At 71.3% G+C, this 20,289-nt stretch carries 18 protein-coding genes; 13 read left to right on the forward strand and 5 right to left on the reverse strand.

What is annotated here, in order from left to right:
- The first annotated feature begins 319 nt into the window (after window positions 1-319).
- Complete coding sequence (locus AB0M76_RS01765) at window positions 320-1,474, forward strand: transposase (protein ID WP_365951008.1); 1,155 nt, start codon at window positions 320-322, stop codon at window positions 1,472-1,474.
- A gap of 45 nt (window positions 1,475-1,519) precedes the next feature.
- On the opposite strand, the gene AB0M76_RS01770 is transcribed toward AB0M76_RS01765, so the two are convergent.
- Window positions 1,520-3,451, reverse strand: a complete 1,932-nt coding sequence (locus AB0M76_RS01770) for a helix-turn-helix domain-containing protein (protein ID WP_365951009.1) — start codon at window positions 3,449-3,451, stop codon at window positions 1,520-1,522.
- Window positions 3,452-3,746: 295 nt separating this feature from the next.
- Here AB0M76_RS01770 and AB0M76_RS01775 point away from each other — a divergent pair, with 295 nt between their 5' ends.
- Together AB0M76_RS01775 and pabB are read left to right on the forward strand one after the other, a co-directional pair.
- Entirely contained in the window at window positions 3,747-4,487 is a 741-nt protein-coding gene (locus AB0M76_RS01775; protein WP_365951011.1) for a class I SAM-dependent methyltransferase, read from the forward strand.
- A 23-nt stretch (window positions 4,488-4,510) separates the two neighbouring features.
- Complete coding sequence (pabB, locus tag AB0M76_RS01780) at window positions 4,511-6,673, forward strand: aminodeoxychorismate synthase component I (RefSeq protein ID WP_365951012.1); 2,163 nt, start codon at window positions 4,511-4,513, stop codon at window positions 6,671-6,673.
- Here the strand turns inward: pabB and AB0M76_RS01785 are convergent.
- Window positions 6,600-7,589 carry a transaldolase family protein gene (locus AB0M76_RS01785; protein WP_365951013.1) on the reverse strand — a complete coding sequence of 330 codons (990 nt, stop codon included), beginning with the start codon at window positions 7,587-7,589 and terminating at the stop codon, window positions 6,600-6,602. The genes pabB and AB0M76_RS01785 overlap by 74 nt on opposite strands.
- Window positions 7,590-7,927: 338 nt before the next feature.
- Between AB0M76_RS01785 and AB0M76_RS01790 the strand changes: the two genes are divergently transcribed.
- The 5 genes from AB0M76_RS01790 to AB0M76_RS01810 are packed head-to-tail and all read left to right on the forward strand — an operon-like array spanning window position 7,928 to window position 12,828.
- On the forward strand, window positions 7,928-9,097 hold the full coding sequence (locus AB0M76_RS01790) for a 3-deoxy-7-phosphoheptulonate synthase (RefSeq protein ID WP_365951014.1): 1,170 nt from the start codon (window positions 7,928-7,930) through the stop codon (window positions 9,095-9,097).
- A 30-nt stretch (window positions 9,098-9,127) separates the two neighbouring features.
- A complete protein-coding gene (locus AB0M76_RS01795; protein ID WP_266665668.1) occupies window positions 9,128-9,898 on the forward strand; it encodes a 2,3-dihydro-2,3-dihydroxybenzoate dehydrogenase in 771 nt (256 codons plus the stop codon).
- Between the two features lie 58 nt (window positions 9,899-9,956).
- Window positions 9,957-10,637, forward strand: a complete 681-nt coding sequence (locus AB0M76_RS01800) for an isochorismatase family protein (RefSeq protein ID WP_266665667.1) — start codon at window positions 9,957-9,959, stop codon at window positions 10,635-10,637.
- A complete protein-coding gene (locus AB0M76_RS01805) occupies window positions 10,634-12,517 on the forward strand; it encodes an anthranilate synthase family protein (protein ID WP_365951015.1) in 1,884 nt (627 codons plus the stop codon). The genes AB0M76_RS01800 and AB0M76_RS01805 overlap by 4 nt, the downstream gene beginning before the upstream one ends.
- Before the next feature lie 2 nt (window positions 12,518-12,519).
- Window positions 12,520-12,828, forward strand: a complete 309-nt coding sequence (locus AB0M76_RS01810; protein WP_365951376.1) for a hypothetical protein — start codon at window positions 12,520-12,522, stop codon at window positions 12,826-12,828.
- Between the two features lie 64 nt (window positions 12,829-12,892).
- Here the strand turns inward: AB0M76_RS01810 and AB0M76_RS01815 are convergent, their stop codons facing one another.
- Window positions 12,893-13,372, reverse strand: coding sequence for an AtaL-like protein (locus AB0M76_RS01815; RefSeq protein ID WP_365951016.1), 480 nt, complete (start codon window positions 13,370-13,372; stop codon window positions 12,893-12,895).
- Window positions 13,373-13,593: 221 nt separating this feature from the next.
- Between AB0M76_RS01815 and AB0M76_RS01820 the strand changes: the two genes are divergently transcribed.
- From AB0M76_RS01820 to AB0M76_RS01835, 4 genes are read left to right on the forward strand one after another with little or no spacing between them, the layout of a single operon-like run.
- Window positions 13,594-14,295, forward strand: coding sequence for an SDR family oxidoreductase (locus tag AB0M76_RS01820; protein WP_266665664.1), 702 nt, complete (start codon window positions 13,594-13,596; stop codon window positions 14,293-14,295).
- Between the two features lie 16 nt (window positions 14,296-14,311).
- Window positions 14,312-14,764, forward strand: a complete 453-nt coding sequence (locus AB0M76_RS01825) for a transketolase C-terminal domain-containing protein (protein ID WP_365951017.1) — start codon at window positions 14,312-14,314, stop codon at window positions 14,762-14,764.
- Window positions 14,761-16,026, forward strand: a complete 1,266-nt coding sequence (aroA, locus tag AB0M76_RS01830; RefSeq protein ID WP_365951018.1) for a 3-phosphoshikimate 1-carboxyvinyltransferase — start codon at window positions 14,761-14,763, stop codon at window positions 16,024-16,026. Before AB0M76_RS01825 ends, aroA begins: the two co-directional genes overlap by 4 nt.
- Window positions 16,027-16,051: 25 nt before the next feature.
- Window positions 16,052-17,245, forward strand: a complete 1,194-nt coding sequence (locus tag AB0M76_RS01835) for a 3-hydroxybenzoate 6-monooxygenase (RefSeq protein ID WP_365951019.1) — start codon at window positions 16,052-16,054, stop codon at window positions 17,243-17,245.
- Here AB0M76_RS01835 and AB0M76_RS01840 read toward each other — a convergent pair.
- Both AB0M76_RS01840 and AB0M76_RS01845 read right to left on the reverse strand, forming a co-directional pair.
- Window positions 17,229-17,777, reverse strand: coding sequence for a hypothetical protein (locus tag AB0M76_RS01840; protein WP_365951020.1), 549 nt, complete (start codon window positions 17,775-17,777; stop codon window positions 17,229-17,231). The genes AB0M76_RS01835 and AB0M76_RS01840 overlap by 17 nt on opposite strands.
- A gap of 446 nt (window positions 17,778-18,223) precedes the next feature.
- Window positions 18,224-19,165 (reverse strand): NADP-dependent oxidoreductase, encoded by a 942-nt coding sequence (locus AB0M76_RS01845; protein WP_365951021.1) that lies wholly within the window; start codon window positions 19,163-19,165, stop codon window positions 18,224-18,226.
- Window positions 19,166-19,283: 118 nt separating this feature from the next.
- Here AB0M76_RS01845 and AB0M76_RS01850 point away from each other — a divergent pair, with 118 nt between their 5' ends.
- Window positions 19,284-20,288 (forward strand): aldo/keto reductase, encoded by a 1,005-nt coding sequence (locus AB0M76_RS01850; RefSeq protein WP_365951022.1) that lies wholly within the window; start codon window positions 19,284-19,286, stop codon window positions 20,286-20,288.
- The last annotated feature ends 1 nt before the right edge of the window (window position 20,289 follow it).

Here is a 20,289-nt window from a genome sequence, read left to right on the forward strand (position 1 = left end):
CCGGCCACCACGCCAGGGCCGTGGCGTGGTGGGGCGGGCACCTCTGGCGGCGTATGCCCCCGGCGTGGGGCGGGTGGGGTGGGTGGTCCACCTCGGCTCCAGCGGGGCTCGACCCGGCTGCGAATCGTTGCTGCCCTGGCCAAAGGGTTGTGGTGCGCTGCATCGAATGATGATTCGGGTTCGCCTGGTTCTTTCGGGCTGATGGTCCGCCGTGCATGCCGGGCCGAATGTGTGTGACGGGTCCACCTGGTTCTCCCGCCTCCTCCGACCGCAGGGTTGAGGGGCTGGAGAGAACGTCGGGGGAAGGGATGCATCCGTCATGAGCGCACCGAGTCTCGAACGCCTGGAGACCCTGAGCAGCCGGTACGTACCGGACCTGGTCGTGGCCGAACTCTGCGCCGAGCTGTTCGCCTCGCTGCCGCGCAGCGACCAGCGGCGCAAGGGGGAGGTGTACCTGCGCGGCCTCCTGAAGGCCGAGGGGCGCAAGTCGATACGCAATATCGCGGCGCACGTCGGCGACCGGGCGGCCGAGCAGAGCCTGCACCACTTCGTGGTCTCGTCCACCTGGGACTGGGGTCCGGTACGGGCCGCCCTCGCCCGGTATCTGGAGCGGGCGCTGCGCCCCCGGGCCTGGGTCGTGCAGCCGGTGGTCATCTCCAAGGCCGGCACGGAGTCGGTCGGGGTGGCCCGCCGTTTCGTGCCCGAGCGGGGCCAGATGGTCAACAGCCAGGTGGCGTTCGGGGTCTGGTCCGTCGGCGAGGAGCACAGCTGCCCGGTGAACTGGCGGCTCGCGCTTACCCAGAAGTGGCGCGACAGCGTCGGCCCCCTCTCCCCCAACGTCCACGAGTCGGAACTGGCGACGAGCCCGCTCGAATGCGCCGCCGGAGCCGTCGAGGAACTGCGCGACTGGGTCGGGCAGATCCGCCGCCCGGTGGTGTTCGACCTGCCCGACGTCGATCCGGCCGCGGTGGCCCGCCGGTTCGGCCCGGCAGGGACGCACTTCGTGGCCTCGGCCCGCGGCTCGATGCGGGTCCGCTGCGTGGACCCGGTCCTGCCGAGCAGCGGCAACCGGGAACTCGCGGCGCACCAGCTGCTGTTGATGGCGGGCACGTTACGCCGCCCGGTGACCTGGGTGGACCCGCTGACCCTCCAGCAGCGCACCACGCTGGTGGTCGGCGTACGGGTGGAGCTGCCGCAGGCGCCCAGGCCTCTGCTGCTGTTCGGCGAGTGGAGCGATCCGCGCGGCTGGCCCGAGCAGTGCTGGGTCACCGACATGACGCAGGCGCCTTCCGGCGGGCTGCTGCGGCTCGCGAAGCGGGCGCAGAACGTCGAGGCGGACTTCGCGAACGTCTCGCAGAAGGTGGGGCTCACCGACTTCGGCGGCCGCTCCTTCGGCGGCTGGCACCGGCACACCACCCTGGCCTCCGCCGCACACGCGGTGCGGGTGCTCACCCAGGGGGCCGGCGAGCGGTAGGCATCCGGCATCCGGCCGCCGGCCCGGCCGGAGGCCGGCCGGCGGTCAGCCGATGGTCTGCCGGGGCTGGTCGCCGCGGGGGCCCTTGTTCAGCGCCTGCCGGGTCCGCTGGAGCTGGAGGGCCAGCTGCACCTGGAGGGCCTGGTTCGGCTTCTGCCAGTCCTCGCCCAGGATCTCGGTGATCCGCTCCAGCCTGCGCGAGACCGTGTTCGGATGGACGTGCAGGGACTCGGCAGCCCTGGAGGGGCTGTTGGCCGAGGCGAAGTACGCCTCCATGGTGCGGATCAGCTCGGTGTACTGCTGGTCGTCGTAGTCGAGGACGGGGCCGATGGTGTCGTTGATGAATCCGGCGATGTTCGGCTTCTCGGAGAGCAGGACGCCGAGGAAGCCCAGCTCCTCGGGGGACGCCGTGCTGCCGGGGCCGGTGAGCGCCGCGACCGCGTCCAGGACCCGGCGGGCCTCCTGGTACAGGTGGACGATGCCGGCCGGATCGTCGACGGGACCGGCGGAGCCTGCCGTGACGGGCTTGCCGAGCACCTCGGAGAGCTCCTTGGAGGCCGTACGGGCGATGGCCCCGGCCCGGGTGCCGGGCAGCAGCAGCACCACGATGTCGCCGTCCACGCTCTTGAGGCCGTGGTGGCGGTTGGCGTACGAGGCGGCCCACGCGAGCACGCGGCCCTGGACTCCGCCCTCGGGCCGGGCGATCACGATCACGTGGGGTTCGTCGAGGTCGAGCGCGAGGCGCCGGCTCTGCTCCGCGATCTGCACCGGGGACAGCGAGGTGCCCCGCAGCAGGTCGTGGAAGAACTCGTCCCGCATGTGGCCCTCGGCTGCGGCCATGCCCTGCTCCATCAGCAGCACCACGGCGGTGACCTGGGCGGTGAGCGCGAGGAGCTGGATCTGGCGGTCGGTGGCCGGCTCGTCGCAGGCCAGGATGAGCGTGCCCAGCATCTCGTCGCCCGCGGCGACCGAGGCGACCCACACCCCGTCGCCCGTGCTGCGCGGCTGCCGGTCGGTGTGTGCGTCCAGCAGGACGGTGCGGATCTCGGACTCGTCCAGCTCGGGGGGCTCGCCGCCGGGGCAGGCCAGGTTGCGGCCGGCCGCGTCCCGTACGAGCAGCTTGCCCTCTAAGCCCTTGACCGCCTCGGCGGCCAGGTTGCCGAGGCCGCCGCCCTGGAGCACCAGGTCGAGCAGGCGGCCGTGCGTCTCGCGGAGCTGGCGGGCGGTGGTGGAGGAGTCCAGGGCGCGGGAGGTGTCCTGCTCCAGCTCCACGACCTCGTACCGGGTCTGCTCCAGCAGCCGGGCCTTTTCGATCGCAACGGTGGCGAGGTCGGCGAGCGAACTCATCAGCGACACCTCGTCCGGGGTGAAGTGCCGGATGTTCCGGTCCGCGACGTACAGGGCGCCCAGGGTGGTTCCGGCGTGCCGCAGCGGGACGGCCATGACGGCGTGCAGGCCCTCGGCCTGTACGACTTCGTCGATGACGGGGCTGTGCTGGAAGGTTTTGTCACTCATGTAGTCGGCCGACCAGAACGGGGCAGATCCGTCCGCGGCGCGCTTGCCGACGCCCCCGCCGGTCAGCGGAATGGCGAACCCGATGGTGAGCGCGGACGCATGGCCGTCGGCCGAACGCACCCTGGAGCACTGCGCGTCGAGGTCGTCGAAGCTGACCCAGGCCATGTCGAGCCCGAGCAGCAGCCGGGCCCGGCGGGTGATCACCTTCAGCAGCTCGTCGAGGTCGTACGGCAGGGTCAGGTCGCGCGCGGTGTCCACGAGGGCGGCGAGGCCGGCCTCGCGCTGCTGGCGGCGTACGAAGAGGGCCCGGATGCCGAGACTCTGGTCTCGGGCCCTGGTCAGCTGGGCGAGGGCGGCCCCGGACAGGCCGGACTCACGGGCTTTGCGGACCACGTCGTCGAAGGCAGCCGCAGGCGCCTCTCTGTTCAGCAGTTCCAGCATTTCGTAAGCGTGGTCAACCACGACTTCTCCCCCGACCCCCGTAAAAGCCGTTCACGATTGCACCAACCCGAGTGCAAGCAATCCCTGGCCTGCCTGAAAGTATCTCTTGGGGCAAGAACCGGTCAAGAAACACTCGAGAAGCGATCCAGGTCAGCGACGCGGAGGGTGATCGGATCACCACGGTCCATGAGTGATGCTGTCACGTGAACACCTTCTGGTCGAGGCTGACTCAAGGGCAGGCTGCTCACCGAGCGTTCCGGTGCCGTCACCACCATCGGCACCATCAACAGCCTGATGTTTCCTTGGGGGAGTTCGCATGACTCAGGTGTCACAGCTGTCTCAGCTCCAGAGCTACGAGCGGTCGCTGCTGCGCAGCCGGCTGTCGCTGACCCGGCAGGACCGGCCGCGGGTGTTCACGCTCGGCGACCGCGAGTGGGACCTGTTCGACGAGGTCTTCGCCCCCGTCTACTCCCCTTCGACGGGTGTGGCCCTCGAGCTGCTCGGTCTCAACAAGCTTGCACCAAGCCTGCGTTCGGGCTCGTTCCTGGAGATAGGGTGCGGCACCGGCGTGATCGCCGTGACCGCCGCGCTGGCCGGATACGAGCGGGTCGTGGCGGCCGACATCAGCCCCTCCGCCGTGGAGAACGCCTCCGTCAACGCGGAGCGGCACGGGGTGGCGGACCGTCTGCAGGCCCTGCACAGCGACCTGTTCTCCGGACTGCGCGAGAGCGAGCGGTTCGATGTCGTCTTCTGGAGCTCCAACTACGTGATGGGGCCCGAGAGTTACGAGTACAAGTCGGTGCACGAGCGGGCATACGTGGACACCGGGTACCAGGCCCACCGCCGGTATCTGGAGCAGGCCGTGCACTGGACCACCCCGGGCGGCCGCGTCCTGCTCCACTTCAGCGACCGCGGCGACCTGGCGGCACTGCACGAGATGGCGGACGGAAGCGGCCGCGAGTTGTCGACCGTGGCGAGCTACCGGGTCCGCGAGGGGGAGTACGGAGAGGACATGGTCGAGCACATGCTGCTCGAGATCAAGCCAATCTCGGCCTGATTCAGACGGGGGGATATTTCATCATGCGCACGCTGCTCGTGGACAACTACGACTCGTTTACCTATAACCTCTTCCACTATCTGACCGAGGTCAATGGTCAGGAGCCGGAAGTGGTTCGAAATGACGACCCGCACTGGAAGATGACGGAACTCGGCGCGTTCGACAACGTCGTGGTCTCGCCCGGCCCCGGCACCCCGCGCAGGGCTGCCGACTTCGGCATCTGCGCCGAGATCGTCGAGCGCTCGCCGCTGCCGCTGCTGGGCGTCTGCCTCGGCCACCAGGGGATCGGGCACGTGCACGGCGCCACGGTCGCCCGTGCGCCGGAGCCCCGGCACGGCCGCGCCTCGCCCGTCCTGCACGACGGCACGGGCCTGTTCGCCGGGCTGCCCTCCCCGATGGAGGTGGTCCGGTACCACTCGCTCGCCGTGACGGACCTGCCGGCAGAGCTCGAGGCCACCGCGTGGACGCCGGACGGCATCCTGATGGGGCTGCGGCACCGGACGCGGCCGATGTGGGGAGTGCAGTTCCACCCCGAATCGATTTGCAGTAAGTACGGGATCGAGCTGCTTGCAAACTTCGCCGATCTGACCCGCGCGCACCAGGCGAACCAGGCGCATCACACGAACCACAAGCACCATGAGCGCCACGCGACGCGGGCCCGCCGCCCCGCCGTCGCACCCGCCGTCGCACCCGCCACCGGCACCGCTCCTGCGCCCGTCGCCGAGGTCCCGGTCCGCCGGCTCCGGCTGGTCACGCGCGAGCTGCCCACCCGCTGGTCCCCCGAGACCGTCTACGACCAGCTCTTCCGCGGCAACGACCACGCCTACTGGCTGGACAGCAGCCTGCCCGGCGGCGACCGCGGCCGGTTCTCGGTCATGGGCGACGCCACCGGGCCGCTCGCCCGGGTCGCCACGGCCGACGTGTGGAGCGGGTGCGTCACCGTCGAGTCGGCGGGCGGCGCGAGCGAGCTGGTCGCCGCCCCCTTCCTGGAGTGGGTCGACCGCGACCTGCGCTCCCTGCACACCGAACTCCCCGAGCTCCCCTTCGGCTTCGCGCTCGGCTGGGTCGGCTACCTCGGATACGAGCTCAAGGCCGAATGCGGCGGCGATCTCGTGCACCGCTCGCCGGTGGCCGACGCCACGATGGTCTTCGCCGACCGTGCCCTGGTCTTCGACCACGTCGGGAACACCACCCACCTGCTGGCCCTGGTGGAGGGGACCGCGGAGGAGTCCGCCGCCGCGGCCGACGCCTGGCTGATCGGCACGGCGGAGCGGCTGGCCCAGCTCGCGGGCCTGAGCCTGCCGGCCCCCCGGCCGACCGCCCCGAGCGGGGAGATCCGGCTGCGCCACGACCGCGGGGCCTATCTGGACCTCATCGACTCCTGCCTGGAGGAGATCGCCGCCGGCGAGACGTACGAGGTCTGCCTCACCAACATGGCCGAGGCCGAAGCCCGCCTCGACCCCTGGACCGCGTACCGCACCCTGCGCCGCACCAGCCCGGCGCCGTTCGCCGCGCTGCTCCAGTTCGGCGAGCTGTCCGTGCTCAGCACCTCGCCCGAGCGGTTCCTGCGCGTCGCCCGCGACGGGCTCGTCGAGTCCTCGCCCATCAAGGGCACCCGGCCGCGCGGCAGCACCCCGCAGGAGGAGGCGGAGCTGATCGAGGACCTGCTGACCGACGAGAAGGACCGCTCCGAGAACCTCATGATCGTCGACCTGGTCCGCAACGACCTCGGCTGCTGCGCCGTACCGGGCTCGGTCGAGGCCGAGGAGCTGTTCCGGGTCGAGACGTACGCCACCGTCCACCAGCTGGTGAGCACCGTACGGGCGCGCCTGCGGCCGGAGCTGTCGGCCGTGGACTGCGTACGGGCCGCCTTCCCGGGCGGGTCGATGACCGGGGCCCCCAAGATCCGCACGATGCAGATCATCGACCGGCTGGAGGCGGGTCCGCGCGGGGTGTACTCGGGGGCCATCGGCTACTTCTCGCTGTCCGGCGCCGCGGACCTGAGCATCGTGATCCGTACCGCCACGGTCACCGCCGACCGCGTCCGGTACGGGGTCGGCGGGGCCGTGGTGGCCCTGTCCGATCCGGCCGCCGAGTACGAGGAGACGGCCGTCAAGTCGGCTCCGCTGCTGGCGCTGACGAATACCCGGTTCCCGGAGAGGCGGCGAGACCGGATCCCGTCCTGACCCCCCAGCCGTGCTGGAGGCGGGTGAGCTCCTCCGTCTCCAGTACGGCTGCGACCTGACGGGCGGGTACGCCGAGCCGCTCCAGGGCCCGGAGGGCGCACGCCGCCTCCCCGTCGGCGTTGAGGAGGGTGTCACCGGTCAGCTCCGGCTTCCGGGCGGCGGCCTCCAGGGTGTCCACGGACAGGGCGAGCGCGGTGTTCCAGCCCACCAGGGCGCCCACGCCGCCGTCGGCGCCGGTACCCCACAGCAGCCGCGGCTGCGGTGCGCCGTTGGCCCGGAGCACCCGCCACCAGTCCCCGGACAGCCGTTCCTCGCGCAGCCGGTACATCGTGCGGGCCACGGCCAGCCCCGCGGCGCCGCGCACCTCGTGCCGGGGGCCGACGCTGAGCTCGTCCAGCCGGGCGTCGACCGCCACGTCGAGCAGGCCCACCGGGAAGGAGGCCACCATCGGGGCGGCGCCCAGCGGCCGGCCGCAGGAGAGGGACCGCTCCAGCCCGTCGAGGTAGCCGTCGAGCACCTCGGCGTACCGCTCGTCCGAGAAGACCATCGAGGCGTGCACCCCGATCCCCTCGGCGAGGCAGTCGGACAGCACCCGGGGACCCGCCGGGGTCATGGGGATGCGGACGAGTGCGTTGGGGCGGTCCACCGCCCGGTGCACCGCGCGGGCCGCCTCGCCCATCGCCTTCACGTCATGGGCGCGGCGCGGGGAGACGGGCACGGAGACCTGGCCCACCGCGCCCTTGCTGATCTCGTACACGGGCAGCAGGACATCGCAGGCGCGGCGGAGCTGGGCCACGCTGCTGCCCGTGGGCGCGAGGGCGTTGTGGAAGTGGGCGCCCAGGGTCGGGTACCGGGCTCCGGCGTCGAAGTCCCCGGGATCCTGCGTGCTCAGCCACGGCGAAACCCCCTCGGACACCAGTTGCTTCAGCAGCGCTCCAGCTCCTTGACTAACCACGAACACGACCTTAGAACGTCATGACATCTGTATGAACTGAACCGTTGATGGTGTGTCAAGTAACGGACCGTCCAGGTCCCGTGTCCTCTCACGTGTGCGGACCTTAAAGGGTTCGAAGGCGACCGCGGCCCTACGCCCGGGTACTGCGTCAGGTTTATTTCGGGCCCTTGCTTTCAACCTGACCGAATGCGGCCCCACCTGACGTAGTGGCGAATCTCTTGTGGTTCCCTCGAATGCCTGTTTCACAGACTTCTGGCTGCATCTGATGTCACGGCAGGTTCAGCACTGGGAGGTGCCGCATGCACGGTGTTGCACGCTGGAAATCATTGCCCGCGGGCCAACAGCCCGTTTGGCCGGATGAAGACGCCCTGGAGAATGCCAGGGCCGAACTCGCCGAAGCACCCGCACTCGTTCGTCCTCAGGACGTCGAAGCCCTTCGCGCCCTGCTCGCCGCGGCCGCGCGGGGCGAGGTGCAGGTCATCCAGGGCGGGGACTGCGCGGAGGACCCCGCGGAGTGCACTCCCGGCTATGTGGCGCGCAAGGCGGCGCTCCTCGACGTGCTGGCCGGTGTCATGAAGACGCGCTCGCTCAAGCCCGTCATACGGGTGGGCCGGCTGGCCGGCCAGTTCGGCAAGCCGCGTTCCCAGCCGACCGAGACCGTCGGCGGCATCGAGCTGCCCGTCTACCGCGGCCACATGGTCAACAGCCCGGAGCCGGACCCCGAGCTGCGCCGTCCCGACCCCCGGCGCCTGGTCGCCGGCTACCGGGCGGCCGCCGGGGCCATGGGCTGGCTCGGCTGGCACGGCGAGGGGCGCCCCTCCGCGGCCGAGGCCCCGGTGTGGACGAGCCACGAGGCGCTGCTGCTGGACTACGAGGGCCCGATGCTGCGCACCCAGCCGGACGGCTCGGTGCTGCTGACCTCGACGCACTGGCCGTGGGTCGGCGAGCGCACCCGCGAGCTGGACGGCGCCCACATCGAGCTCTTCGCGACCATCGCCAACCCGGTCGCCACCAAGGTCGGTCCGAAGATGACCCCGGCCGAGCTGGTGGAGCTGTGCGGGAGGCTCGATCCCGATCGGGAGCCGGGCCGGCTCACGCTGATCTCCCGGATGGGCCAGGGCACGGCCGCCGAGAAGCTGCCGGAGCTGGTCCGCGCGGTGCACGACGCCGGGCACCCGGTGCTGTGGCTGTGCGACCCGATGCACGGGAATACCGTCAGCCTGCCGGGCGGCGTCAAGACCCGTTATGTGGAAACGGTCGTACGCGAGGTCGAGGAATTCCAGAAGGCCGTCGTCGACAACGGCGGAGTGGCGGCCGGGCTCCACCTGGAAACGACCCCGGACCTGGTCCACGAATGCGTTTCCGACAAATACCACGTCGACGAACTGGGCGAGAAGTACACCTCGTTCTGCGACCCGCGCCTCAATGTCGACCAGGCCGTCGAGGTCGTCTCGGCCTGGCGCGGCTGAGGCCGAAGAGAAAGAGGGGGTTTCTTCATCATGGAAGGAAAGATCGCTCTGGTCACCGGAGCGGCCGGCGGCATCGGCGAGGCGATTGTCCGCGCCCTGGCCTCCCGGGGCGTCCGGGTGGCCGCGGTCGACCGGGACGCCCACCGCCTGCGCGACGTCGCCAAGTCCGTCGCGGAGGAGGGCGGCCGGGTCGATCCGTTCCCGGCCGACGTCACCTCCAGCGCCGACGTCGAATCGCTCGTCGACGACGTCGAGGCGCTCGTCGGTCCGCTCGACTTCCTCGTCAACGCCGCCGGCGTGCTGCGGCTGGCCGAGGCACGCACCCTGACCGACCAGGAGTGGAGCACGACGTTCGCGGTCAACACCACGGGCGTCTTCTTCGTCTCCCGGGCCGTCGTCAACCGCATGGTGCCGCGCCGCCGGGGCGCGATCGTCACGATCGCCTCCAACGCCGCGGGCACCGCCCGTACCGAGATGTCCGCGTACGCCGCCTCCAAGGCCGCCGCGACGATGTTCACCAAGTGCCTGGGGCTGGAGGTCGCCAAGTTCGGCATCCGCGCGAACCTCGTGGCGCCGGGCTCGACGGACACGCCGATGCTCAGCTCCATGTGGCAGGACGAGAGCAGCGCGCGGGCCTCCATCGACGGGGTTCCGGACGCGTACCGCGTCGGGATCCCGCTGGGCAAGCTGGCGCGTCCCGAGGACGTCGCCGAGGCGGTGGTCTTCCTGCTCTCCGACAAGGCCGCCCACATCACGATGCACGACCTGACCGTCGACGGCGGTGCGGCGCTCGGTGCCTGAGACCGGTGCAACCAGTCAGCGAACCGTGAACGAGAGCGTGAACGAGAGGGAGAAACGCATGGCAGGCATACCTGCGATCAACCCCTATCCGATGCCGTCGGCGGCCGACCTGCCCGCCTCCGGCGTCGACTGGGAGATCGATCCGGACCGCGCCGTCCTGCTGGTGCACGACCTGCAGAAGTACTTCCTGGCCCCCTTCCCCGCGGGCGAGCAGCCCGTCGTGGACCTGTCCCGCAACGCCGGCGCGCTGCGCGTACGCGCAGCCGAGCTCGGCATCCCGGTCGCGTACACCGCGCAGCCGGGCGGTATGACCCCCGAGGAGCGCGGACTGCTCGGGGACTTCTGGGGCCCGGGCATGCAGCCCAGCCCGGAGCACCGCCAGGTCGTGGACCCGGTGGCGCCCGCCGCCGGCGACTGGATGCTCACCAAGTGGCGCTACAGCGCCTTCTTCAAGACCGATCTGCTGGAGCGGATGCGCGCCCAGGGCCGCGACCAGCTGATCCTCTGCGGTGTGTACGCGCACGTGGGCGTCCTGGTGACCGCGGTCGATGCGTTCACCAACGACATCCAGCCCTTCCTGGTCGCCGACGCCGTCGCCGACTTCAGCTGGGAGGAGCACCGGATGGCGCTCGAGTACGCCGCCGGCCGCTGCGCCCGTCTGATCACCACCAAGGAGCTCCTGACGGCCCTCCCGGACCGGGTGGCCGCCTATGCGGGAGCGGGAGGGGAATCCGCATGACCGGAGACCTGCTGGGCCGGATCCTGACCGGCCGACCGCCGGCCTTCGCGCTGATCCACCGTCCGGAGACCACCGTCACCGGGCACCTCGACCTCTTCCTCGGCGAGTTCGCCGAGGCGGCCACGCTCGCCGACATCCCGCTCCGGGACGTCGAGGCGGGCGCCGGCGTCCGCCAGGACGTGCTCACCCTGGTCCCGTACCGGCAGCTCGCCGAGCGCGGCTTCGAGGCGCCCGACGACGGCACCCCGCTGCTCGCCATGGTGATCGAGGAGCAGGCGCAGGTGCCGCTCGCCGCCGTCCTGGCGGGGATCCCCGACGCCCCCGTCCACCTCGCGACGGGCGGCGACTTCGACATCGACGACGACACGTACGCCGAAACGGTTCGCCGCGTCATCGCGGACGAGATCGGCACCGGCGCAGGCGCCAACTTCGTGATGAAGCGGTCCTTCGTGGCCGACATCAGCGAGTACTCCACCGCCGCGGCGCTGCGCATCTTCCGCCGGCTGCTGGAGCGGGAGACCGGCGCGTACTGGACGTTCATCGTGCACACGGGCGAGCGCACCCTCATCGGTGCCTCGCCCGAGCGGCACGTGAGCCTCTCCGGCGGCCGGGCCGTGATGAACCCGATCAGCGGCACGTACCGGTTCCCCGCGTCGGGGCCCGAACTGCCCGGCGTCATGGACTTCCTCGCCGACCGCAAGGAGGCCGACGAGCTGTACATGGTCGTCGACGAGGAACTGAAGATGATGGCCCGGATCTGCGCATCGGGCGGCCGGGTCGTCGGGCCGTACCTCAAGGAGATGGCCCGCCTCGCCCACACCGAGTACTTCATCGAGGGCCGTACTTCCCGCGACCCCCGCGAGATCCTGCACGAGACCCTGTTCGCACCGACGGTCACCGGGTCCCCGCTGGAGAGCGCGGGCCGGGTCATCAAGAAGTACGAGCCGCAGGGCCGCGGCTACTACAGCGGTGTGCTGGCCCTGATGGGCCAGGACGAGAACAGCGAGCGGACGCTGGACTCGGCGATCCTGATCCGCACCGCCGACATCGACGCCGCAGGCCGGATGCGCATCGGCGTCGGCGCCACCCTCGTGCGCCACTCGGATCCGCTGTCCGAGGTCGCCGAGACCCGCGCGAAGGCGGCCGGCCTGCTCGCGATGTTCGAGCCGTCGGGGCCGCGCCGCTTCGGCGACCACCCGGACGTACGGGCGGCCCTGAGCCGGCGCAATGCGACGATCGCCGGGTTCTGGCTGGACGACGACACGTCCCGGGCCCGGCCGGTCCCGCTGCTCATGGGCCGCAAGGTGCTGGTGGTCGACGCGGAGGACACCTTCACCGCGATGATCGAGCACCAGCTGAGGGCCATGGAGGCCGACGTCACGGTCCGCCGGTTCGACGAGCCGTACAGCTTCGCCCCGTACGACCTGGTCGTGATGGGGCCGGGGCCGGGCGACCCGCGGGAGGTGGACGACCCGAAGATCGCGCACCTGCGGTCCGCGGTGGACACCCTCCTCACGGAGGGGCGGCCGTTCCTCGCGGTCTGCCTCAGCCACCAGGTGCTCAGCACGAAGCTGGGCTTCGCGCTGAAGCGCCGGGAGCAGCCCAACCAGGGCGTGCAGCGGGAGATCGAGCTGTTCGGGCGGCGCGAGCGGGTCGGCTTCTACAACACCTTCGCCGCGCAGAGCGCCTCGGACACCGTCGAGGTGCCGGGGATCGGCACGGTCGAGGTGTGCCGGGAGCCGGGGACCAGGGAGGTGCACGCGCTGCGGGGGCCCGGTTTCCGCTCGATGCAGTTCCACGCGGAGTCGGTGCTCACGGAGGACGGCATCCGCATCGTCAGCGAGGCCCTGTCCGGTCTGCTCCAGGAGCAGACCGTATGAGCATGAAGGCGACCGTGGCCTGGTGGGACCTGAAGGGCTCGGGGCACAGCATCGACTCGCTGCGGGCGTACCTGCGCGATGAGGCGGTCGACCGGTTCGCCGCGGTCGAGGGGCTGCGGCTGAAGTTCTGGATCGCGGACCCGGCGACGGAGCGCTGGGGCGCGGTGCTGCTGTGGGAGTCCGCGGAGGCGGCGGCGCAGCCGCTGGCCCCGCGGGCGGCCGAGCTGATCGGGCGGGCGCCGGTGCAGTACACGGTGTTCGACGTGGAGGCGACGGTCGAGGGCGTCCACACGCTGCCCGGGAAGGTGTGAAGCACGAGAGCGCCTGCGGCCCCTCACGGCCCCCGGGGGCCGTGAGGGGCCGCAGGCGTGGGTGTCACGCCCTCCGGTCCGCCCCTGTGGTCATCACCTGGCGCAGGACCTCCGTCATGGCGTCCAGCGTGCCGTGGAAATCGCAGTCCAGGTCCCGCAGATAGGTGTTCTGCGCCAGGATCGCGGCCGCCGGGCGGTCGGTCAGGGTGATGCTCAGGGTGAGCGTGAGCCGGCCGTCCTCGTCCTCTCCGATCTCATTTCGTATCTCCGCGATGTCGGTGTCGTCCAGATGCCGGTAGGTAATGCGCCCGGCGCTCTCCTGCGGAGTGACGCGTTGCAGGAAGGTCAGCCCCCCGCGCCGGATTTCCCGGAGAAATCCATCGGCGTACCGTTCGTTGATCCGGCAATCCGTAATGGCCGGAACATAGCCGGTGGGGAACTCCGCCTTGTGCAGCAGTGCCTGCCACAGGCACTCCCGCGTAGGAGCCGGACGCCCCTCCTGAACTGCGCCGACGACCGGACGTGTCCACGAAAGCGTCAGCATTGATCTCCCCTTTCCGCAGCTAAGCCGGCGTGCAGCATCGGTCGGGCGGACAGCGGTGTCAAAGCCGGGCGGAGTATTGCGTCACCTGCCCCGGGACCTGACGGAATGAGAGAAGGCCACTGCCTCACCGGCTGTTGTTTCTTGCAGGGTGACGGTTGGTCGGTGGCGTTCCGCAGAGCGCCTTCCCGTTAAATCCGAAGCGGAGAATCAGGAGAACGCTGATGTCTGAACGGTTCGACGGCCAGGTCGTCCTCGTCACCGGAGGAGGCGAAGGCATCGGCCGGGCAGCGGCGGTTGCCTTCGCCCGGCTCGGCGCACTGGTGGTGGTCTCGGGCCGCCACCCGGAGACGCTCGAAGGAACGGTCAAGCTGATCCGCGACGCGGGCGGGCAGGCCGACAGCGTCGTCGCCGACGTGTCGGAGACGACGGCCGGCGCGGACGCCGGCGCGGCGTACGTCGTCGCCGAGACCGTGCGCCGGCACGGCGCCCTGGACGTGGCCTTCAACAACACCACCGAACTGGGCCCGCACCAGTCCGTCGCGGACATCGACGAGACGGTCTGGGCCCACACCCTGACGGCCAACCTCACCGGCGTCTGGCTGTCCATGAAGCACGAGATCGCCCACATGGAGACCGCCGGCGGCGGGGTCATCGTCAACACGGCCAGCAACATCGGCGCCCAGGGCATGCTCCCCGGCCTCGGCGCGTACGCCGCGTCCACGGCCGCCGTCAGCGCCCTGACCCGGACCGCGGCCCGCGAGTACGTCGCCCAGTCGATCCGGATCAACGCCATCAGCCCCTGCCCGCTCGGCCGGGGAGCCAGCGTCGAGGAGATCGCCGACACCGTGGTCTGGCTCTGCTCCGACGCGGCCGCGTACATCGTCGGGCACGACCTCGTGCTCGACCGCAAGACCAGCGAGTAGAGCGGTGGCCCGTCCCATGCAGACTTCTCCCCGTCCCTACGACGATCCCGGCGAGCCCGGCTGGTCCAAGCGGGACAGCGTCGTGGCCGAGATCGACGCCGAGGTCGGTGTCGAGGCCGACGCCGAGGGCGCCGCGCCCGACGTGGTGCTGATCGCCACCGGCGGCGAGATGCGCATCGCCCTCGACGCCCGCGCCATCCTGCACCGCGAGGGCATCGCCGCCCGGGTGGTGGCGATGCCCTGCCCCCAGTCGCCGCCCGGCGTCCGGGCCCGGGTGTCAGTGGCGGCAGGCTCCGCGCTCGGCTGCTACGAACTGCTCGGCGAGGCCGGCATCCCGGTCCGGCTCGACCAGTGCGGCGCGCGCGGCCCGTACACCGCGCTCCATGGGCAGCACGGCTTCAGCGCCGCGCGGGTGGCCGCCACCGCCCGGGCCGGGCTGGCCCGCGCCGGACACCGGGAGGGCGCGTGAACACGGCCGTACTGACCGCCCGCATCCCGGGCTCGAAGAGCATCACCAACCGGGCGCTGCTGCTGGCCGCCGCGGCCGACGGGGTCTCGCTGCTGCGGGCCCCGCTCGTCAGTGCGGACACGGCCGCCTTCCGGGAGGCGCTGGCGGGCCTCGGCGTCCCCGTCGTGGAGGGCGACGACGGCTGGAAGGTCACCGGCAGCGGGCGCGCCCCGGCCGGCGGCGGCGCGGTGTGGTGCGAGGACGCGGGCACCGCGGCCCGGTTCCTGCCGCCGTTCGCGGCGACCGGCGCGGGCGCGTTCACCTTCGACGGCACCGAGCAGCTGCGCGCCCGGCCGCTGAGGCCCCTCGCCGAGGCGCTGGGGCGGCTCGGCGCGGACGCCCGGGTCGCCGAGCCCGTCGGCGGCCTGCCGCTGACCGTCGCCGCCCGGGGCCTGACCGGCGGCGAGCTGACCGTGGACGCCTCGCTCAGCAGCCAGTACCTCACCGGCCTGCTGATGGCGGGACCGCTGATGCGGCAGCCGCTGACCGTACGGGGCGAGGGGCTGGTCAGCCGCCCGTACATCACCATGACGCAGGAGCTGATGCGCCACTTCGGCGCGTACGTCGACGAGTTCGAGGGCGGCGCGATCCAGGTGCTGCCCGGCGGCTACCGGGCCGCCGAGCTCGACATCGAACCCGACGCCTCCACCGCCTCCTACTTCTTCGCGGCGGCCGCCGTCACCGGCACCACCGTCAGCGTGCCCGGCCTCGGCCGCGGCAGCGTCCAGGGCGACCTCGGCTTCGTGGAGGTGCTGCGCCGGGCGGGCGCCCGGGTGGAGATCGCCGACGGGGCGACCACCGTCACCGGCACCGGGCCGCTGCGCGGCGGCTTCGCCGTCGACATGGGCGACATCTCCGACACCTTCATGACACTGGCGGCGGTGGCCCCGCTCGCCGACGCGCCGATCACCGTCCACGGCATCGGCCACGCACGGCTCAAGGAGTCCGACCGGATCGCCGCGGTCGAGGAGAACCTGCGGGCCCTCGGGATCCGCACCGAGTCAGGACCGGACCGGCTCACCGTCCACCCGGGCCGCCCCACAGCCGCCCGGATCGCCTGCCGCCGGGACCACCGGATCGCCATGGCGTTCTCGGTACTGGGCCTGCGCGTCCCCGGCATCACGCTCGACGACCCGTCCTGTGTCGGCAAGACCTTCCCCGGCTTCCACGCCGAACTGGGACGGCTCTTCCCGGCCCACCGCTCGGGCACCCACAGTCACTGACAACGAAAGGGATGTGAGAACCCCCATGGCCGACATACTCATCGCCGGCGGTGGCATCGGTGGCCTCGCCGCGGCGCTCGGACTCGCGAAGCGTGGACACCAGGTCACCGTCCTGGAGCGCAGGGACGTCTTCACGGAGGTCGGCGCAGGCATCCAGCTCGGTCCGAACGCCTTCCACGCGCTCGACCTGCTGGGCGTGGGCCAGGAGGTCCGCGACCGCGCCGTCTTCATCGACGAGCTGCGCTTCATGGACGGCACGACCGGCGAGAAGGTCGCCGCGATGCCGGTGAAGGAGAAGTACCGGGGCCGGTTCGGCAACCCGTACGCCGTCGTCCACCGCGTCGACCTGTACCTGCCGCTGCTGGAGGCCGCCCGCCGCCACCCCGGCATCGAGCTGCTGGGCCGCCACCACGTCGTCGCGTACGAGCAGAAGGCGGGCGCGGTCACCGCCGTCCTCGCCGACGGCCGGCGCGTCACCGGCGACGCGCTGATCGGCGCCGACGGACTGCACTCCGCGATCCGGCAGCAGATGGTCGGCGACGGGTCCCCGCGGGTCTCCGGGCACACCATCTACCGGTCGGTGATCCCGATGGAGGAGGTGCCCGAGGAGCTGCGGTGGAACACCGTCACCCTGTGGGCCGGCCCGAAGTGGCACTTCGTCCACTACCCGATCGCGGGCGGCGAGCACTTCAACCTGGCCGCGACCCGGGACGACGGCGCCACGGAGGCCGTGGCGGGCCTGCCGGCGGAGCACGGCCACGTGGTGAACTCCTTCCCCGAACTGTCCGGAGCCGCACGGCGGTTGCTGGAGCTCGGCCGGGACTGGAAGTCCTGGGTGCTGTGCGACCGCGACCCGGTCGACCGCTGGACCGAGGGCCGGGTGGCGCTGCTGGGCGACGCCGCGCACCCGATGCTCCAGTACGCCGCGCAGGGCGCCTGCCAGGCGATCGAGGACGCGGTGCTGCTGAGCGGGCTGCTGGACGGCTGCCCGGCCGATTTCGAGCAGCGGCTGGAGAAGTACAACGCGGCACGGCGCGAGCGGACCGCGCAGGTGCAGCTGGTGGCCCGGGAGATGGGCCGGCAGCTCTACCACGCGGCGGGCGAGGCGCGGGTCGAGCGCAACGCGATGCTTGCCTCCCTGTCGGACGACGACATGTACGACAAGGTGGCGTGGCTGCACGGCGCGTACGACTTCGACCGCCTCACGGCAGGCTCTTGACGTAGGCCTCGACGGCTGCGGTGACGCGGTCGCGGTCGGCGGTGGAGATGTCCGTGCCGGCCGCCTGCCGGAGGAAGAAGAAGACGAGCGAGGCGGTGCAGATGTCTGCCTGTTCCTTGGGGAGCAGGCAGAGGAGATTACTCGTGGCAGGGCGCTTGTCGGTCCTCAAAACCTGGAGCCAGGCCTTGATCTCGGGCCCTGAGGTATCGCGGATGGTTCCGATGGAGAGACCCGGGACGCCGGTCGGGATGTCCACCGCTTCTCCCATGCCGGCTGTTTCGCTTTCCCCCAGGCCCACCCCGTACCCCTCCATGGCGCTGGGGTGGTCACTCACGGTCAGTTGCAGACCTGCGGAGGACTCGTAGGTGGTGAGGTCGCACGCCTTGCCCAGGGCTTCCTGTTCTTTGACGGGCACGCGGTAGCCGACGAACCGGAACTCCAGTTGCAGGCCCAGGGCGTCCATCCGGTCGCGGACCCGCTTGTTCATTGCGGCCGGGTCCTCGCCGCAGCCGTCGGTGCCCTGCGTGGTCACGACCACGATCCGGTTGCGCTTGCTGCCGCGGAAGGGGTAGCGCCCGGAGAAATCGTCGATCGCGGCCAGGAGCCCGCTGTTCAGCGTCGCCTTGCCGCCGGGGGTCAGGGTGTGGGCCGCCTCGCCGATCCGTTTCCCGTTCCCCCGTCCGCTGCCGACGAGCTCCTCCGTGTTGCCGGAGTCGCCGCAGTCACCGCCGAAGCGGCGCAGGGAGAGCGCGTCGCCGTCTGCGGTGTTCCGGACCGCCGCGTGGCGTCCTGCTGCAGCTTGGCGCTCTCGGAGGGGTCGCCGGAGTCCGCTGAGGGAGGTCCCGTCATACCGGCCATCGTCAGTTACAACACATGATCACTTTAAGTGGTCAGACGGTTTGTTTTCGTCACCGTCACCGTCACCGCCGCCGCACCGCCCGCAGGGGCGGTCGGTGCGGCGGCGCCGTCCGGGCCGGGTCAGACCGTGAGGACGATCTTGCCCGTGGTGTGGCGGGACTCGCCGTGCTCGTGGGCCTTGCGCACGTCCTGGAGGGGGAAGGTCTCCGCGATCAGGGGGCGCAGCCGGCCCGTGTCCACGAGGGTGGCCAGTTCCTGCAGGACCATGTGGTCGGGGGCCACGTTGACCGTGATGGCGCGGACGCCCGCCGCGGTCGCCTTCGCGGTGATCTCCTCGATCCCGAGGGGGTTCGTCACGCCGATGTAGAGCCCGCCGGGGCGCAGGGTGCGCAGGGAGCGGTCCTCGTACTCGCCGCCGACCAGGTCGAGTACGACGTCCACGTCCTGGACGGCTTCGGTGAAGTCCTGCGCCGTGTAGTCGATCAGCTCGTCGGCGCCCAGCTCGCGCAGCAGCTCGTGCTTGGCCGCGCTGGCCGTGCCGATGACGTACGCACCGCGGGACTTGGCGATCTGGACGGCCAGGTGGCCGACGCCGCCGGCCGCCGCGTGGATCAGCACCCGCTGGCCCGCCTGCAGGTCCGCGCCGTCGACCAGGGCCTGCCAGGCGGTCGAGCCGGCGAGCGGCAGGGCGGCCGAGGAGACGTGGTCGAGGCTGCCCGGCTTGCGCGCGAAGTGGCGCGCGGGCGCGGCGACGTACTCCGAGTACCCGGCGGCCTCGTCGGGGAAGGAGGGGAGGCCGAAGACCTCGTCGCCGACCTTGAACCGGTTCTCGCCCGCCGCGACCGCCACGACGGTGCCGGAGACGTCCCAGCCGACGCCGAACGGCGGGGTCATCCACAATCCGAATGCACGGATCTTCCAGTCGATGGGATTGACGCCGGCGGCGTGGGTCTTTACCAGAATTCCGGCGGGACCGGGAATGGGGAGCGGGGAATCCGTCAGGTTCAGTACTTCGGTGCCGCCCAGGACGTCCTGGCGGACCGTGCGCATCGTTTCTGTCATGCAGTCGATGATCGCAACTCGCAAAGCCGAATCCCCGTCGATATTCGGCCATTCACGACCTGACAGACCGGCCCGGAATGGTTTTTGCGCCGAAGGCGGCTGCTCAATGCTGGGGTATATGACTTCGCTGCGATCACTTGGTTCGGCCGGCCCTGAGGTTTCCGCTCTCGGCCTCGGCCTGATGTCCATGTCCGACTTCTACGGCCCTGCCGACCGGGCCGAGGGAGTCGCCACCGCGCACGCCGCCATCGACGCCGGGATCACCCTCCTCGACACCGGCGACTTCTACGGCAGCGGCCACAACGAGCTCCTCCTGCGCGAGGTGCTGCAGAGCCACGACCGCGAGCAGCTCACCCTCAGCGTCAAGTTCGGCGTCCTGCGCGACCCGTCCGGCGGCATCCTCGGCGTCGACTGCCGTCCCGAGGCCGTCAAGAACTCCCTCGCCCAGACCCTGCAGCGGCTCGGCACGGACTACGTGGACGTCTACCGCCCGGCGCGCCTCGACCCGGCGGTGCCGATCGAGGAGACCATCGGCGCCGTCAAGGAGATGGTGGAGGCCGGCCACGTCCGGCACATCGGCCTGTCCGAGATCGGCGCGGAGACCCTGCGCCGGGCCTCCGCCGTGCACCCCATCTCCGACCTCCAGATCGAGTACTCGCTGCTCTCCCGCTCCATCGAGGACGAGATCCTGCCGACCGCGCGCGAGCTCGGCACCGCCATCACCGCGTACGGGGTGCTCGCCCGCGGCCTGCTGTCCGGCCGCTGGAACCACCAGCGCGCCGCCGCCTCCGACGACGGCCGCAGCAACTTCCCGCGCTTCAGCGGCGAGAACCTCGACCGCAACCTGCAGCTGGTCGCGGCCCTGGGCAAGGTGGCCGAGGCCAAGGGCGTCACCACCTCGCAGCTGGCGATCGGCTGGGCCATGGCCCAGGGCGTGGACATCGTCCCCGTCGTCGGCTCCCGCCGCCGCGACCAGCTCACCGAGGCGCTCGGCGCCCTCTCCCTCGAGCTGACCGCCGAGGACGTCGCCGAGATCGAGCGGGCCGTCCCCGCCGAGGAGGTCGCCGGCACGCGCTTCGACGCCGAGGGCATGGCCATGCTCGACAGCGAGAAGAAGGGCTGAG

It is taken from the genome of Streptomyces sp. NPDC051364, assembly GCF_040682115.1.
Classification (GTDB): domain Bacteria; phylum Actinomycetota; class Actinomycetes; order Streptomycetales; family Streptomycetaceae; genus Streptomyces.